Origin of the sequence: Moritella sp. 36 (genome assembly GCF_018219415.1) — a bacterium.
Classification (GTDB): Bacteria; Pseudomonadota; Gammaproteobacteria; order Enterobacterales; family Moritellaceae; genus Moritella.
Map to the genome: position 1 here is coordinate 4,568,564 of NZ_CP056120.1, position 17,265 is coordinate 4,585,828.

The 17,265-nt window shown below is 42.0% G+C and carries 12 protein-coding genes; 5 read left to right on the forward strand and 7 right to left on the reverse strand.

Features of this window, described 5'->3' with window-relative positions:
* Positions 1-24 precede the first annotated feature (24 nt).
* Positions 25-1,008: an acrylyl-CoA reductase (NADPH) gene (gene acuI, locus HWV03_RS20325; RefSeq protein WP_211677691.1), complete on the forward strand. Its 984-nt coding sequence runs from the start codon at positions 25-27 to the stop codon at positions 1,006-1,008.
* Between the two features lie 41 nt (positions 1,009-1,049).
* Here acuI and HWV03_RS20330 read toward each other — a convergent pair whose 3' ends face one another.
* A complete protein-coding gene (locus HWV03_RS20330) occupies positions 1,050-1,976 on the reverse strand; it encodes a LysR family transcriptional regulator (protein WP_211677692.1) in 927 nt (308 codons plus the stop codon).
* Between the two features lie 212 nt (positions 1,977-2,188).
* On the opposite strand from HWV03_RS20330, the gene HWV03_RS20335 reads away from it, so the two are divergent.
* A complete protein-coding gene (locus HWV03_RS20335; RefSeq protein WP_211677693.1) occupies positions 2,189-3,286 on the forward strand; it encodes an alkene reductase in 1,098 nt (365 codons plus the stop codon).
* A gap of 103 nt (positions 3,287-3,389) precedes the next feature.
* Here the strand turns inward: HWV03_RS20335 and HWV03_RS20340 are convergent, their stop codons facing one another.
* The 3 genes from HWV03_RS20340 to HWV03_RS20350 all read right to left on the reverse strand — a co-directional run bounded on the left by HWV03_RS20340 (position 3,390) and on the right by HWV03_RS20350 (position 7,616).
* The gene (locus HWV03_RS20340; RefSeq protein WP_211677694.1) at positions 3,390-5,384 is read right to left on the reverse strand and encodes a bifunctional metallophosphatase/5'-nucleotidase; all 1,995 of its coding nucleotides are present in this window, start codon (positions 5,382-5,384) and stop codon (positions 3,390-3,392) included.
* A gap of 237 nt (positions 5,385-5,621) precedes the next feature.
* Entirely contained in the window at positions 5,622-7,259 is a 1,638-nt protein-coding gene (gene groL, locus HWV03_RS20345; protein ID WP_211677695.1) for a chaperonin GroEL, read from the reverse strand.
* Positions 7,260-7,325: 66 nt separating this feature from the next.
* Complete coding sequence (locus HWV03_RS20350; RefSeq protein WP_045108838.1) at positions 7,326-7,616, reverse strand: co-chaperone GroES; 291 nt, start codon at positions 7,614-7,616, stop codon at positions 7,326-7,328.
* Between the two features lie 315 nt (positions 7,617-7,931).
* Between HWV03_RS20350 and HWV03_RS20355 the strand changes: the two genes are divergently transcribed.
* The gene (locus HWV03_RS20355; protein ID WP_255546959.1) at positions 7,932-9,308 is read left to right on the forward strand and encodes an MATE family efflux transporter; all 1,377 of its coding nucleotides are present in this window, start codon (positions 7,932-7,934) and stop codon (positions 9,306-9,308) included.
* A 281-nt stretch (positions 9,309-9,589) separates the two neighbouring features.
* A complete protein-coding gene (aspA, locus tag HWV03_RS20360; RefSeq protein WP_211677696.1) occupies positions 9,590-11,041 on the forward strand; it encodes an aspartate ammonia-lyase in 1,452 nt (483 codons plus the stop codon).
* A gap of 110 nt (positions 11,042-11,151) precedes the next feature.
* Here the strand turns inward: aspA and HWV03_RS20365 are convergent, their stop codons facing one another.
* Both HWV03_RS20365 and HWV03_RS20370 read right to left on the reverse strand, forming a co-directional pair.
* Positions 11,152-14,244 (reverse strand): efflux RND transporter permease subunit, encoded by a 3,093-nt coding sequence (locus tag HWV03_RS20365; RefSeq protein WP_211677697.1) that lies wholly within the window; start codon positions 14,242-14,244, stop codon positions 11,152-11,154.
* Positions 14,241-15,437 (reverse strand): efflux RND transporter periplasmic adaptor subunit, encoded by a 1,197-nt coding sequence (locus tag HWV03_RS20370; protein ID WP_211677698.1) that lies wholly within the window; start codon positions 15,435-15,437, stop codon positions 14,241-14,243. Before HWV03_RS20370 ends, HWV03_RS20365 begins: the two co-directional genes overlap by 4 nt.
* A 190-nt stretch (positions 15,438-15,627) precedes the next feature.
* Here HWV03_RS20370 and HWV03_RS20375 point away from each other — a divergent pair, with 190 nt between their 5' ends.
* The gene (locus HWV03_RS20375; protein ID WP_211673238.1) at positions 15,628-16,242 is read left to right on the forward strand and encodes a TetR/AcrR family transcriptional regulator; all 615 of its coding nucleotides are present in this window, start codon (positions 15,628-15,630) and stop codon (positions 16,240-16,242) included.
* Positions 16,243-16,298: 56 nt separating this feature from the next.
* Here the strand turns inward: HWV03_RS20375 and cobA are convergent, their stop codons facing one another.
* Complete coding sequence (gene cobA / locus HWV03_RS20380) at positions 16,299-17,102, reverse strand: uroporphyrinogen-III C-methyltransferase (RefSeq protein ID WP_211677699.1); 804 nt, start codon at positions 17,100-17,102, stop codon at positions 16,299-16,301.
* Positions 17,103-17,265: the final 163 nt, after the last annotated feature.

Genomic DNA, 17,265 nt, shown 5'->3' on the forward strand with positions numbered 1-17,265 from the left:
ATCAGTCTATATTAGGAGTGGACCATGTTTAAAGGTATCTTAATCGAAAAAAATAACGATCAATATACAGCGTCAGTACAATCAATTGATGAATCAAAACTGCCTGAAGGTGATGTGAGTATTGATGTGGCTTACAGCACACTTAACTTTAAAGACGGTTTAGCAATCACAGGTAAAGGTCCTGTCGTACGTAGCTTCCCTATGGTACCGGGTATCGATTTAGTCGGTACTGTCACCCAAAGCGATAGCGATAAATTCCAAGCTGGCGATCAAGTATTACTGAATGGTTTCGGTGTGGGCGAAAAACATTGGGGTGGCCTTGCCGAAAAAGCTCGTCTCAAGAGTGATTGGTTAATCAAACTGCCTGCAGGACTATCTGCAAAGCAAGCAATGGCGATCGGAACAGCAGGTTATACAGCCATGTTATCTGTTATTGCATTAGAGCGTCACGGTATTACGCCCGAACAAGGCGATGTTTTAGTAACAGGCGCAAATGGTGGTGTTGGTAGCTTTGCTATTACCTTATTAGCAAAACTGGGTTATCGCGTTATTGCATCGACCGGTCGTCCAGAAGAAGCCGATTACCTAAAGGCATTAGGCGCAGCTGAGATCATCGATCGTAATACACTGTCAGAACCAGGCCGTCCAATGGTTAAAGAGCGTTGGGCAGCTGCGATTGACTCTGTTGGTAGTCATACACTTACCAATGTATGTGCAGGTCTTAAATACGGTGGTGTGGTGACAGCCTGTGGCTTAGCACAAGGCATGGATTTTCCTGCAAGCGTAGCACCCTTTATTTTACGTGGTATTACGTTAGCGGGGATCGACAGTGTTATGCGTCCACTTGCAGACAGAGAAGAAGCATGGGCACGTTTAGCCGATTTATTAACAGACGGTGACTTTACGTCTATTGGCACAGAGATCAGCTTAGATGACGCTGTAGCAACAGCGCATGATCTAATGGCAGGTAAAGTGCGCGGTCGTGTAATGGTTAATTTACAACAATAATTTGTCATTAAATCAACATGGCATAGCAGTAGGATCCGTACCTACTGCTTTTTAGTCATCCCGCTGAATCTATCAAACAAAAAGTCCAAAAATAGTCTAATTCGTTTCGGTTGGTACTTCTTACTAATATACACCACATTTAAATCTGCGCTTGATACTGAAGTTGATGCATTAAAATTCGTCATATAGCCATTAAGCACGGTAACAAGGCGTAAATGATGAATATCATCTTGTACATCTAGAATAGATTTAAGCGCTATCCCCGCCCCCTCTAATGCCCAATATCGAATAACTTCACCATCATCTGAGAATCGCTTAGGAATAACTGTGATCGCGTTCTTTTTATCTTGATCTTGAAAGTGCCATGTTTTCAGTTCCTCATGACTGCGGATCATTGCGAGACAATCATGATTAACCAAATCCTGTGGCGTTAATGGCGTGCCATGCTTTGCGAGGTATTCTGGCGATGCGCATAGCACTCGTTGGCTGGATGATAGTCGTCGAGATATCAAACTACTGTCTGCAAGCTCTCCATACCGAATAACAATATCGATACCGGATTCTGCAATATTAGAAACATCATCCTTCAGATATAGATACGGCACCACATCTGGATATTGCTTACAGAACTCAGACAATATAGGCAGAATGTATTGCTTGCCTATGTCCTTTGGCGCAGAGATTTTTAGTGAACCTTTCACTTCTTTTACACCATTTAGGATAAGGTTTTCGGCTTCACTTACATTCTCTAATATCTCAATACAGGCTTTATGATAAAGCTCACCAGAGTCCGTCAACGACACATGCCTTGTGCTTCGGTTAAGCAGCTTCACACCATACCTTTCTTCAAGAGCCTGAAGTCTAGCAGTCATTGTCGCAGGAGAAAGACCTAGCTCACGACCCGCTGCAGCAAGCCCATGGTGTTTAACAATGCTCACAAACATGGTCATATCAGAAAATTTATCCATTTCCCCCCCCCTATTATTCAGTTTATCCGAATAATGATTTCACATTTTATCCAATTATCAAAATTAAACGAAGGAATATAATAACAATCATTAACGGAAGCAATACGGGTCCAGGCATGTTCCTTTACGCTGCAGCCGCTGTCCTCCAACTTAACTCGCCTTAATCATTAATAGTCATTTCGACTTACTAAGGAAAAATCATGGAAACACCGATGAGTAAATTATTTCAGAAAACAAACTTAAAAAATTTGGATTTACAAAACCGAGTGGTCATGGCTCCAATGACCCGCGCTCGCACAAGTCAACCAGGTAACATACCAAATGAAATGATGGCAACATACTACAAGCAACGTGCAACTGCTGGTTTAATCATTTCTGAAGCGACTCAAATTTCAGATGATTCTCAGGGTTACTCATTCACTCCAGGTGTTTACACCGACGAACAAGTAAAAGGCTGGCAACCAATAACTAAAGCTGCACACGACCAAGGTGCCGCTATGTTTTGCCAACTATGGCATGTGGGTCGCGTTTCTCACCCTACATTTCAGAAAGGTGAACTACCTATCGCACCTTCAGCCCTAGCACCAGTTGAAACTAAAGTTTGGATTTCTGATGACCAAGGTAACGGCAACATGGTTGATTGCATTCAACCCCGAGCGATGAATCAAGCCGACATAAATCGCGTTATTAGCGATTTTGCTTACGCTGCAAAACGTGCTGTAGAAGCGGGTTTTGATGGGGTTGAGATCCACGGTGGTAATGGCTATCTGATCGACCAATTCCTTCGCACAAACTCAAACAAGCGAGCAGACCGCTATGGCGGCACGCGTGAGAACCGTCTCCGCTTCTTGCTTGAAGTTGTTGATGCTGTAATTGAAGCAATCGGTGCAGATAAGGTGGGGGTTCGCCTTGCGCCATTCATCACATTTAAAGATATGGACTGCCCAGATATCGTTCCAACAATCCTTAATGCATCAAAAGCATTACAAGCGCGTGATATCGCTTACATGCACTTATCAGAAGCGGATTGGGATGATGCACCCGTGATCCCTGAGAGCTTTCGTATTGAGTTGCGACAAATTTTCACTAACACCATCATTGTCGCGGGTAGCTACACGCAAGAACGTGCAGATGAAATACTAAACCAAGATTACGCAGACCTAGTAGCCTTCGGTCGTCCATTCGTGTCAAATCCAGACTTGGTTTCACGTTTAAAAAACAACAATGAACTCGCTGACTTAGACGGCGCGACGCTGTTTGGTGGTAACACACTTGGTTACACTGATTATCCAACTCTCGATGCTCTTTAATTGCACCATTGAAGATAAAAAATCCTCAGTCTCGTCAATAAGGCTGAGGATTCGATTAATTTGCAGGACTATTCAGTTTGCTTAAACTGTCGCTATTAGTACACTACTGTGCGCGATTAAACGTCACTACTTCATAGTTAAGTGGCGTTAATGTATTACGTTCACTACTGATGTAATCAATGACCGCTTGTGCATCGGTATTACACACAGTGTTCGCCGCTTTACAGTTTGGCGCTTCACCTTGGTAATTTACTTTGTATTTCTTACCAAACTTTGCAATATTCTTCACTTTAAAACCAGTTAGCTTGCCATCAACGTACGCTAAATCAACACGCTTAGAGCTGTTCTTTTGTGCTTCATAGAACGGAGTCCAACCATCGTTACCCGTCGCGTTGTAGTTGTTTAACGCAACATTATAAGTTTTGCTATCTTCAATCGCAGTCCATGATGGCGCATCAGTTGTACCACTCATCACTTCCACAAAATCAACTTTACCCGCTTTGTTAGCGACTGTTTCTGTGTAGCTATAACGGATGTGACCGCCATAAGGGAATTTACCTGCGTGTGAACCTGCAGCAAGTGTTGCAGTGACCGTGTCGTTAATTAATGTTTTAATCACTTTACCCGACACAGGTACTACAGACATAAAATTAGAAAATGGCAGCATTTCTAACGACACGTTGCCCGCACGGTACTCACCCGCTTCAATGTTAGTACGAATACCACCAGCACCGATTAAAGCAAAATCAACTTTCATCCCTGTTACTTTTTGAACTTCGGCTGTATTTGCCCAGAAGTACTGGCCTTCAGCTAAAATAGGCGCTACATCAGAACCATGTTTATCACTGCCACGATCGCCAGGACGACGTTCATGTTTTAATTCTACTGGTACTTGAGCAATAGTTTTACCGTAAGCGTTATCAACAGCTGGCTTGTAGTTCACATCAATACGTTTACGCATTGCCGCTTCTTCAGCGGTGATCGTGATGTTGTCTGCTTGATCAATAAACTCAACCACACCTTGCGTCGCCGCTGTATCAAACTTTTCACTCGCTTGTCGTGATGGCTGTGAATAGAATTCATCATTGCTCAGTAATACGTTATGGCCATTACAGTTAACTATGTCACCTTGTTGATTAAAACTTACTTGTAAACGACCAATTGCTTGTGCATATTCACCCGCTTGTACCACACAGGTTTGACCCATATTATCTGGGTTTTTCACCATCTGCGCATACGTGCCGTTATTGTGTAACCCAAGGTTAGTGAAATCACCTAACAACGTATGTGAGTGACCACCCACTATCAAGTCAATGCCGTTTACTTTACTTGCTACATCGACGTCTACCGCATTGCCAATGTGCGTTAAGGCGATAATATTGTTCACGCCTTTCGCTTTCAACATATCAACGGTCGCTTGTGCAGAAGTCACCATATTTAAGAATTTAACATCACCCGTATTCGGTGCAATATTAGCCATGTTATCCAGTGCTAAACCAAATACCGCCACCAAGTCTTTATCTGTAGGTAGGTTATCTAAATCCGTCAACGCCGTCTTTTTATTACCATCAAACGCATACACCATGAAAGGACGTAAATTGGTTTGGTCTTTTAAATCTGCATCCTCACTAGTATCGACATTTGCTGCTAATACCGGAAAATTAATGTCACTGATGAATTGATTAAGTTTCGCATTGTTAAGATCGAATTCATGATTACCTAATGCCATTGCATCGATACCAAACATACTTAAGATGTCTGCATTCATCGCGCCTTCATTTAACTTGAAATACGCACTGCCCTGCCACGCATCACCGCCATGTAAGAACAAAAAGCTTTCATCATTTTGCTCTGCTTCCTGCTTATACTCATCAGACATGGTTTTTAAACGAGGATGGCCACCAAATTCGTTATAAACCCTGTCGCCATTCGCAGTAAAACTCGACTTCACAGGATCGAAGTTGGAATGGGTATCATTGATATGGGCAACTGTCAGGTTAAATACATCGTCAGGTTGTGATGTTTGAGCACAGCCCGCTAATAATAACGCGACAGAAACAGAGGTTAAGCGTGCGGTAAACGGTTTTGAAAACGTCATGATATTCCTTTACGGTCAGGGATTAAGATTAAGTGCGTTGAATGAACTGCACTATACCAATAATAATGTATCAAGCAATGTATAGACCGATGGATACCACTAAGCTAGGTAATATTTCTGAATCATAGTCACAAAAAAAGCCTTAATCACGATATAACATATCCGATTAAGGCTTTTTTATTCTTCTGAGGCTTAGCGTTTAACCACTAAAGACAGAGATATAATCGTAACTTACGATTACATCATACCGCCCATTCCACCCATTCCGCCCATATCAGGCATAGAAGGAGCTGATGCATCAACAGGTACGTCAGTGATCATTGCTTCAGTCGTGATCATAAGACCCGCAACAGATGCAGCAAACTGTAGTGCTGAACGTGTTACTTTAGTTGGATCTAAGATGCCCATCGCAATCATGTCGCCATATTCACCAGAACCAGCGTTGTAACCGTAGCTACCTTCGCCTTCACGAACGTTGTTTGCCACAACAGATGCTTCATCACCAGCATTTTGCACGATTTGACGTAATGGTGCTTCCATTGCTCTTAGTGCAACTTTAATACCGACTGTTTGATCTTGGTTATCACCTTCAAGACCTTGGATTGCTGCAGCAGCGCGAACAAGTGCAACACCACCACCAGCTACAACGCCTTCTTCAACCGCTGCGCGAGTTGCATGTAATGCATCATCAACGCGGGCTTTTTTCTCTTTCATTTCGATTTCAGTTGCTGCGCCAACTTTAATTACCGCAACACCGCCAGAAAGTTTAGCAACACGCTCTTGTAGTTTCTCTTTATCGTAATCTGAAGACGAATCTTCGATTTGCTTACGGATTTGAGCGACACGACCTTGGATAGTCGCTTCGTCACCGATACCATCAATGATCGTTGTTTCATCTTTCGTGATGATGATACGTTTTGCTTGGCCAAGTTCTGCAACAGTCGCTTTTTCTAGCTCCATACCGATCTCTTCAGAGATAACAGTACCAGCAGTTAGCATTGCAATATCTTGTAACATTGCTTTACGACGGTCGCCAAAGCCAGGTGCTTTAACAGCTGCAACTTTAACAATACCACGCATGTTGTTCACTACTAATGTAGCCAGTGCTTCGCCTTCAAGGTCTTCAGCAATGATTAATAATGGTTTAGATGCTTTAGCTACGCCTTCAAGTACAGGTAGTAGTTCACGAATGTTAGATACTTTCTTATCGACTAATAAGATAAATGGTGATTCTAATTCAACGCTACCCGTTTCTTGGTTTGTTACGAAGTAAGGTGATAGGTAACCACGGTCGAACTGCATACCTTCAACAACATCTAGTTCGTCTTCCAGTGCTTGGCCGTCTTCAACCGTAATAACACCTTCTTTACCAACACGATCCATTGCTTCAGCAATGATTTTACCTACACTTGCGTCAGAGTTTGCCGAGATAGTACCAACTTGTTCAACTGCTTTCGTATCTGAACAAGGTACTGACAGTTCTTTTAGTTCTGTCACTGCAGCTTTAACCGCTTGGTCAATACCGCGTTTCAGATCCATTGGGTTCATGCCCGCAGCAACGGCTTTTAGGCCTTCATTAACGATTGCTTGTGCAAGCACTGTTGCTGTAGTTGTACCGTCACCAGCCGCTTCATTTGCTTGAGAAGCAACTTCTTTCAGCATTTGTGCGCCCATATTTTCGAATTTGTCTTCTAACTCGATTTCTTTCGCAACAGTAACACCATCTTTAGTGATTAATGGTGCGCCGAAGCTTTTATCGATTACTACGTTACGACCTTTAGGGCCCAATGTTACTCTAACTGCATTCGCAAGAATGTTTACGCCGTTAAGCATTTTATCGCGTGCGTCTAAGCCGAATTTTACGTCTTTAGCCATCTTAATTGTCCTTTTAAAATCTTTTAATTTTTTGGTATTAGGTCTATCAAAAATAAATGTTTAAATTTATTCAACGATAGCTAAAATATCAGCTTCACTCATGATTAAAACTTCTTTGCCTTCTAGCTTTTCAGTTTTAACGCCATAGCCTTCACTAAAAATAACAGTATCGCCAACGTTAACAGCCAGTGGGCGTACTTCACCGCTATCTAATAAACGGCCGTTACCAACAGCAATAACTTCACCGCGTGTCGATAATGTCGCAGATGCACCAGTAAGTACGATACCGCCTGCTGATTTAGTTTCTTGTTCTTGGCGACGAACGATCACGCGATCGTGTAGTGGACGAATTGTCATTTAAAGATCTCCTAAAGAATACATGTTGCGAATATCAATGGCCGATTATTTACCGACACCATGACTATGGAGTAATATATCGGGGCAACTGCTTTCCAACTCAAGGGAAAAGCGAAAAATAGTTAATAAATTCACGCCTTACATAGCGTTTTTAGGTTGTTTCTATAAATATAAATGTAAATGTCAGGTAAAAGTATAAAACAAAACTTTTTGTTGACGAAGAAACGCGTAATATAGCCCGAACTAAATTTAGTCCATAAACCTTCTCAGTGACTTTTTAGCCATCACGTTAGCAAACATTTTAGGTAATCAGTATTGAAAGATAAACACGGCCTTCTCTCGGCACCCGTCTCTCAGGTAATGACAAAAATGGCAGTACCTATGGCCTATGGTTTATTAGCTGTACTTGGCTTTAGCTTAGTGGACACTTACTTTGTTAGCTTGCTGGGTACACAAGCCTTAGCCGCGATTAGTTTTACCTTCCCAGTCACTTTTTTTGTTTCCGCATTAGCCATGGGCTTAGGCACGGGTTTATCTGCTTGCTTAGCGCGTTTATTAGGTCAAGGTCTGCACCAAGATGCGGCACGATTAACCTCTGACGGACTATTGTTAGCACTTACTACTGTATTAACCGTCGCTGTTATTGGTATTAACAGCATAGAACCATTATTTCGGTTGCTGGGTGCGACAGATACTTTAATGGTCTACATTCAAGATTATATGTTCTATTGGTATGTCGCGATCCCCTTCCTCGTTATCCCTATGGTTGGCAATGCCGCTATTCGCGCCACTGGTGATACAAAAACCCCAAGCAGAGTCATGATCATTGCTGGTTTTATGAATGGCATACTCGACCCATTACTTATTTTTGGCATAGGTCCTTTTCCTGAACTCGGTGTAAAAGGCGCTGCTATTGCGTCTGGTTTATCCTGGTTAATTACCTTTGCAGTGGCGATTTACTTATTGCGTTATCGTGAACAGTTATTGCTATTAACCAAACCAAACCTAGCCAAGATGTTAAAAAATTGGCGTAAGATTGCGGCGATAGGGTTGCCAGCCTCTTTGACCAATATGTTAAGTCCAGTGAACAATGCCTTTGTGATGTGGCAATTAGCGGCGTTTAGCACCACAGCGGTGGCTGCTTATGGGGCAGGAACGCGGCTGGAAGCGATTTTATTAATCGGCATGATCGCGGTAAGCTCGATGCTCGCGCCTTTCATCGCTCAAAACTCGTCAGCGAAGAATCCACAGCGTTGCTTAACCGCGATCAAACTGGCGATCCGTTACTCGCTAATTTCACAATTAAGCATTTATCTAATCATTGCCTTAGCTGCCCCTTATATAGCGACGTTATTCAGTGATGATGTAGCGGTGATCAGCCACTTATCTTTATACCTTTATATTATTCCTGCGACTTTTACTATGCAGGGTATTATGATGGCGGTCGCGTCTAGTTTAAACGGCTTAAATCGACCTATGCCAGCACTGAGTCTTAGCGTGCTGCGCTCTCTGCTAATCATTAGCCTATCGAGTCTTGGTGGTTTTTATTATGGTGAAAAAGGGATTTTCTTTGGTATCGCTAGCGCCAATGTTTTAATCGGTTTATTAGCTTTATATTACGCCCAGCAATTACGCATCGAGCTGCGTAATGAATTAGGCGATAAGTTAGAGAATGAATTTCAGCTAAAGTAATGTTGTGAATAAGACAATAGAAATCAGCTAAACAGCATACATGTTCACCAATTTCCCCGTGTTAATGAATCAAACCATAAACACTAAATTTACAGCACTAATATTCACTAATAATCCAACAAACTTGCTGTTTCTTAGGCCAAAATAAAATATATTTAGCATTCTTAAAACTTTGTTGAAAAAGGTGATCTAAGCCCACTTTATTAACAATAATACAACGTATTATCCACGCATTAATTTTGTTTTCCTTCCTACGTTTTATCACATAGCAGAGTGTACTCATGACTGTATTAGCAACCGATTTTACTCAAGAAACCCGTTTAGAAACTGACTTATTAGGTGTTAAAAAAATACCAGCGAAAGCTTATTACGGTATTCACACATTAAGAGCGATGGAAAACTTCCATATCAGTAGTGAGAAGATCGGTGACTGTCCTGAATTTGTACGTGGCATGGTAAAAACTAAGAAAGCAGCAGCATTAGCCAATGGTATTTTAGGCACTATCCCACCACACATTAGTGACGCGATCGTAAATGCTTGTGACACTTTGCTGGCGACTGATAAATTTTACGCTCAATTCCCGATTGATGCATTCCAAGGTGGCGCAGGTACATCTGTAAACATGAATACCAACGAAGTATTAGCTAATATTGCGCTAGAGCAAATGGGACATGCTAAAGGCGCTTACAGCCACATTAACCCAAATGATCACGTCAATAAAAGTCAAAGTACCAACGATGCCTATCCTACTGGCTTCCGTGTTGCTTTGTTTGAACGTAGTAATGCTGTATTAGCCGCACTAACTTCATTAAGCGAAACATTCCTAACGAAAGCCGAAGAGTTTAATGACGTATTAAAAATGGGTCGTACCCAATTACAAGACGCGGTACCGATGACATTAGGTCAAGAGTTCCGTGCTTTTGGCATTACCCTCAGAGAAGAAATAAAAAGCATTAAACGTTGCCAAGAATTACTGCTCGAAATTAACCTAGGCGCAACTGCAATTGGTACTGGTTTAAATACACCAGTAGGTTATTCAGAGTTAGCTATTGCAAAATTAGCTGAAATTACCGGTCACCCATTTGTGCCAGCAGAAGATTTAGTAGAAGCAACATCAGACTGTGGCGCTTATGTGATGTTATCAAGTGCATTAAAACGTTTCGCAGTGAAATTATCGAAGATTTGTAACGACCTACGTTTACTGTCTTCTGGTCCACGTACTGGTTTAAATGAAATTAACCTACCCGAAATGCAAGCTGGTTCTTCAATCATGCCAGCAAAAGTAAACCCAGTGATCCCTGAAGTGGTTAACCAAGTAGCATTTAAAGTGTGTGGTAACGACATAACCATCACTATGGCTGCAGAAGCCGGTCAATTACAATTAAACGTCATGGAACCTGTGATTGGTCAATGCCTATTTGAATCACTGACATTATTAGAAAATGCCTGTTTCTCACTACAAGATAAATGTGTCAAAGGCATTACCGCTAACCGTAAGGTATGCCAAGACTTCGTCCTCAATTCAATTGGTATCATCACTTACTTAAACCCATTCATTGGTCATCATGAAGGCGATACTATCGGTCGAATCTGTGCTGAAACAGGTAAGAGTGTACGTGAAGTAGTATTAGAGCGCGGCTTATTGTCAGAAGCTGAGTTAGATGAAATCTTCTCTATCGAAAACTTGATGAATCCAAAATACACAGCGCAACGTTTCGCTACAGCAGTTTAATTAATGGCCTGAATAAACCGCTTAAATAAAAATCCCCATTACAGCAACAACAGTAACGGGGATTTTTATGTCTCAACTAACGTGGATAGTTATCTTTTCTATAGTTACGACTAAGCTGCGACAGCCGTTACCTCAAAGGGCCTTTTACGACTCATTAATACGAAAATCGCAGGTACAAAATAAAACGATAATAAAGTCGTTAATACCGTCCCACCCGCGATGGCAATGGCAAACGGAGGCCAGAAACCACCACCCGCTAAGATTAATGGTAAGAATCCCCCCACCGTAGTGATCGTCGTTGAAGTAATATGGCGAGTACAGCTGGTGATAGCATTAATAATGGCATCGGTATCGCCAGCGACCGCTTTCGGATCTGATTTTAATTCAGCCAAAATTACAATTGCGGCATTAATCGCTAATCCCATCAAGCCAAGTAAACCAATAATAACAGTGAAACCAAACGGGTAATTAAATACGTACACACTGAGTAAGCCCAGTCCCACCGATTGAATAGCGGATAATACAATCACACCACCCAAACGGAACGAGTTAAATGACAGTACCACAATAATAATAAGTAACATCATGATAACGCCAACACTCGCTAAAAGTTTACCCACAGCCTCATTACGTTTAGCTGACTCGCCACCAAACTCCATGCTATAACCAGGTGGTAATACAAAGTCTTCGCTCGCTAGACGCGCCGAAAAATCACTAAGCACAGTCGACGGTAGCGTACCCGCGACTAAGTAACCTTCGACGGTATTAACCCGAACACCATCTCGATGTGGAATAGCACCACGGCTCGGTTCTAACGCCAGCTCCGTAAGTGCAACCAGTGGAATGCTGCTGTGTGATTGTGGAGAACTAAGACTAATGTTAGCAAGCTCAGACAAACTACTGCGCTGATCATTAGCAATACGTACGCGAACTGGAATAGACTCCGTAGCTTCGATAATAGAGCCATTTACTGTACCATGTAATGTCGACTGTAATTGTATTGCTACATCTGTCAATGTTAAACCAGCTAACTGACTGACATCTTCGTTAATCTTTAACCATACTTTTGGTAACCCTGGTTGGATTGTTGCACGCGTGTGGATCACATTTTTGGTACCAATTAAGATCCGCCTTGCTTCATCCCCTAGGGCTTTCAAGGTATCTAAATTAGGGCCAAACAAGCGTAATTCGATAGGGGCTTTAAACGGAGGGCCTTGCTCTAATTTACGCACTAATATTTGTGCTTCAGGGATCGCATCATCAAGCAAAATTTGTAATTCAGGGATCAGCTCATTAACACGTTGGAAACTATCACCAGTAATCATAGCTTGGGCATAATACTGCGCACCATCTTTATTCGGCATCAAGTTATAGTAAAAAGACGGGGCATTATTACCAATAAACCAGCGAACCTTACTGATACCTTGCTGTTGCGCTAACAAATCACTGATCGTTCTCGTCATGGCCTCGGTGGCAACAATACTGGTTTGCACAGGCATGAATAATTCAATATGGAACATGTCACGATCCGACGCTGGAAAAAACTGTTCATCCAACTGTTTAGCCAACATAAAACCACTCAAAGGTAAGATAAATACCAAAGCAATACTAAGTTTAGGCCTCGCGAGTACCAAGACTAATGACTTGCGAAAAGCCTTTGCTAAACCATTTAACTCAATACCATCATTATACCAAGTAGAACTTCGTCTCTCGCCATTTTTCCCATTGCTAGCAATAAAACGACCAGATAAACCAGCAACGATAGTATGTGAAACGATATACGAGCCGATTAAGGCAAAGATCACACTCAGCGCAATGCCACCGACAAACTCACCGCTAGGACCAGGCATCATCACAATTGGCATAAAAGCCAATATAGTCGTTAGTGTAGAGCCGAGTAAAGGTAACCATAAATGCTTAATCGCACCTTGCACCGCAACGCTGGCAGCCAACCCCTGTTGACGACGTTTTTGGATGGTATCAGCCATTACAATCGCGTTATCAACCATAATGCCCAAAGCAACAACTAAGCCAGTAACAGACATTTGATGAATAGGTAATCCGTAATAATTCATCACGGTCAAAGTAAACAATACAGTTAAAGGGAGAGATAAAGTAACGATTAATGCCGCGCGCCAGCCTAAAGTCACTAACAGCACCACTGCAATGATCGAAAAACCAATGAGGATATTACTCACCAGGTCTTGCAGCCTATCTTCTGTATATGTGGATTGATCAAAAAGTACTTCAGTAGTTAATGAAGTTGGCAGTCTTTGAGTAAATCCAGCCACGACCTCATCAACTTTTTCACTCCACTTATCAATTCGTAAGTTAGGTAACATACGAGTCGATACAACGACGGCATATTGACCATCAACCAATGCAACCTCTTGAGCTGGCCATTGTAATTTTTTACTAACGTTGGCAATATCACCTAAACGAACCACACCGCCTTTACTGTCATTTAGCAGAGGAATGTGACGGATCCGATCGACAGAGTCGAACGATCCAGCCACTTCAATCTGCATTTGATTATAGTCATTGATGATGTAACCCGCAGATACCTTAGCATCAGCAGCTAAAATAATATTCGAAATAGCTTGTGTCGATAACGACAAATTAGCCGCTAAATGCTTATCTATTTCTACCAATATTTGCTCTTCACCACGACCAAACAAACTGACAATATCAGTCCCCGAAATCACCTTTAACTGACTCTGTAATTCTTTACCGTAACGACCTAATGTAGTCAAATCAACAGCGCTATTTCCTTGCCATTTAACTGCAATTAATTGCGTATAGGCATAGCCCCTATCGTCTTCTAAACGTGGTGCAATTGCTGCTGGCGGTAACTCACTTGTTACGTCATTAAGCAGATCTCTAACTCGAGACCACACTGGTACAGGATCATAGTTAGTATCGTGTAATTCTAACTGTACAATTGAAATTCCCGCTCGAGATGTCGACGTAATATGCTTAATATCAGCAAGTTTACGTAACTTCTGTTCAATTTTTTCAGTTACCATAGCTTCAACACGCTCAGCACTCGCGCCAGGCAGTATAGTCAACACACTGGCATTACGGTTCGTGATCCTAGGATCTTCCGTACGTGGCAGTGTTGATAATGAGCCTAATCCAGCGACAATTAATAAAGTAATCAGCAGTGCTATCAGACGATTATTTTCAGTAAACGCCTTAATCATATTTCATTCTCCGTAGTTGCAGAATATGACGCTTTATTTGCAAACGCTTGCTGATGATTAACCCTTACTTTTTGCCCCGGCACGAAACGATGAATACCGGTATTCACATACGCCTGATTACTCTGTAGATCACCTTGTACATATGCAGCTGTTTCAGTGGCATGTAATATTGTGACTGTAGTGCTTTTTAACTGAAAAACTTCATCTGCCGAATGATCCTCAAGATCCTTCTGTAGTCTGTCGTGCTCTAAGGTATAAATATTCCACATACCGCGCACGCCATCAGTAATGGCACTTAATGGGATCCAGTAACCCGGTTGTTGGTATTCCTGCGACAAAGACAAATAAGCTAATTGGCCATTATAAACAGGACTGTTATCAACCAATGTGAAGCGCAAACTTATCGTTCGGGTCACCTTATCCACTTCGTTACCCATGCTGAGTAAACGAACGGCGTAATTAACACCAGCAATTTCGACTTGATGATTCTTGCCTTGCAGCTGAGGAATAAAACTTGCTGGCACACCAATCGTGACCTCGGACGCACCTGTTTGTAATAATCTAAATGCCGTAGTACCAGCAGCAACCACTTCGCCTTCGGCAATTTGGCGGCTGCTAACAATACCATCAAATGGCGCTAACAGTTTAGACTTATCAATATGATACTGGCTTGCATCCAATGCAGATAACGTACTGCGGATCTTCGCGGCAATAACTCGCTTTTGCGACGATAACTCATCAATATTTTGCTCAGAAGTAAATCCACGTGAAATGAGCGAACTTAACCGCTTTAGATTTGCTTCAATCAGATCAAATTCCGCTTGCGCTTGCTGCAATTGTGCTTCGAGCTTAGTACGTTCAATTAATAGTAACTGTATGTCTAGCTCTGCCAGCAATTGACCTTTAACAACCTGCTGACCTTCAATCACATGTAGCGTCTTGATAATGCCTGCGAATTCAAAACCTAAATTAGCATCTTGCTTAGCAATCACCTTACCAACAAACTTATTCTCGACTTGGTAACTCGTTTGTTTGGTTAAGTGCCCACTGCTTGCTTGTAAATACTGCGACGCAACCTGCGTTTCATTCGCAACGACATCACTACAAGCTTGCAATGCAAGCATAATTAGCAATATACTTAACCACTGTGCTCGTTTTACATACAACACAGAGAGGTGATTCTTTTTAGACATAATCATTATCCTTTATTTACGTTCAACTCAACTCAACGCTTTATTTCAGAGCTCACACAAAGTGGACTCCAGAGTCCAGTCTGGATAATATCAAATGTAGACTGGACGGTACAGTCCACTTTAATATTAATTAACGCTAGCACAACATTTAATGCGATAATGTGTACTCAATTATTAGCGGTGTAGATAGATGAATAAACCCAGAGCAAAAAGTGAATTAAAGCGAAATCAAATACTTGATGCGGCAACAATACAATTTACCCAACATGGCTACGCCGCTACGAGTATGGATCACATAGCGAAATTAGCAGGTGTATCAAAACAGACTGTCTATAGCCATTTCGGTAATAAAGATGAATTATTTATTACCGCCATCACCTATAAGTGCGAATTGGCAGGAATAGCAGAACTACTACCAGAAAATCTAGGACCCGTTGAATCTGTTTTAACATTATTTGCACAGCGTTTCTTTGCTATGATAACGTCGGTTGACTCAATGGCTGTGCACCGAGTTTGTGCCGCGGAGTGCCTTGCTCATCCACATTTATCACGTTTATTCTTTGAGGCTGGTCCACTTTTTGTTATCGACAAGCTAGCTAATTGCTTAGCTGAATATCACCGCCGTGGAGAGCTGGATATAAACGATTGCCGCCAAGCGGCAATCCAATTATTGTCATTAATAAAAGGTGAGCAATGGACACGGTTAGAGTTTAATATTGAGGAATCATTATCTGAACAGGAAATTAAGCACTACTTACAAAGTTCTGTGCGTTTATTTATCCGTGGATACCAGACGTTAAGCTAAAACGATCAGGGTTATATGATCTTCATATAACCCTGTTTATTGTAGTTTGAACGATGCTATTCAGCCGTTGCGAGTGTGGCGCTAAACCAATCAAGCTTAGCGGCTAACTGGGTAACCAGACCAATGATAATCAGCGAAGGGCTTTCAGCTTGCGCGGCAAGATCACTCAGATCTTTTAACGATCCTTGCAATGTACGCTGCTGTTGACTGGTGCCTCTTTCCACAATAGCCACAGGCATGTCTGCACTCATTCCGTGTTTAATCAGGTTATGTGCAATACCACCACTCTGTGTTAACCCCATGTAGAACACCAATGTATGCGTAGCCTTACCCAATAGCGGCCAATTCAACTGATTCGAATCATCTTTTAAATGCCCAGTAATAAATTGTACACCTTGGGTATAATCACGATGAGTCAACGGGATCCCTGCGTATGCAGCACATCCAGAAGCAGCGGTAATACCCGGCACAACTTCAAAAGGTATGTTAAAAGGTAATAAGGCTTCAAGCTCTTCACCACCACGGCCAAAAATAAACGGATCGCCGCCTTTAAGGCGGATCACCTGCTTACCCTGCAGTGCAAGTTCCACCAATAATTGGTTAATGCCGCTTTGTGGTACACAATGGTTTCCCGCCTTTTTTCCAACAAAAAAACGTTCTGCTTGTGGGTGAATCAAGGCGATAATTTCATCGGACACTAAACGGTCATGTACTACAACTTCGGCTTGTTGCAATAAACGTAATGCTTTAACGGTTAATAAATCGGGGTCGCCTGGACCCGAACCGACTAAAATTACTTTCCCTGTATGACTTATGGCCTGTAGCTCATTCACTGTTGTTGATACTGCTTGTCCAGTCATTCTATATCCTTAGCTACTACGCCAGCCGTTCATGGCTAGCAACTATTCACAGCGCTATTTGTCACTGCTTTTACATCACTAATAAATACCATAGCTGTGCAAGGCTTACCAATAGCGGAGTAGTATAAGTTATATCAAGCGAAGCAAGATCAAAAAAGGCGTG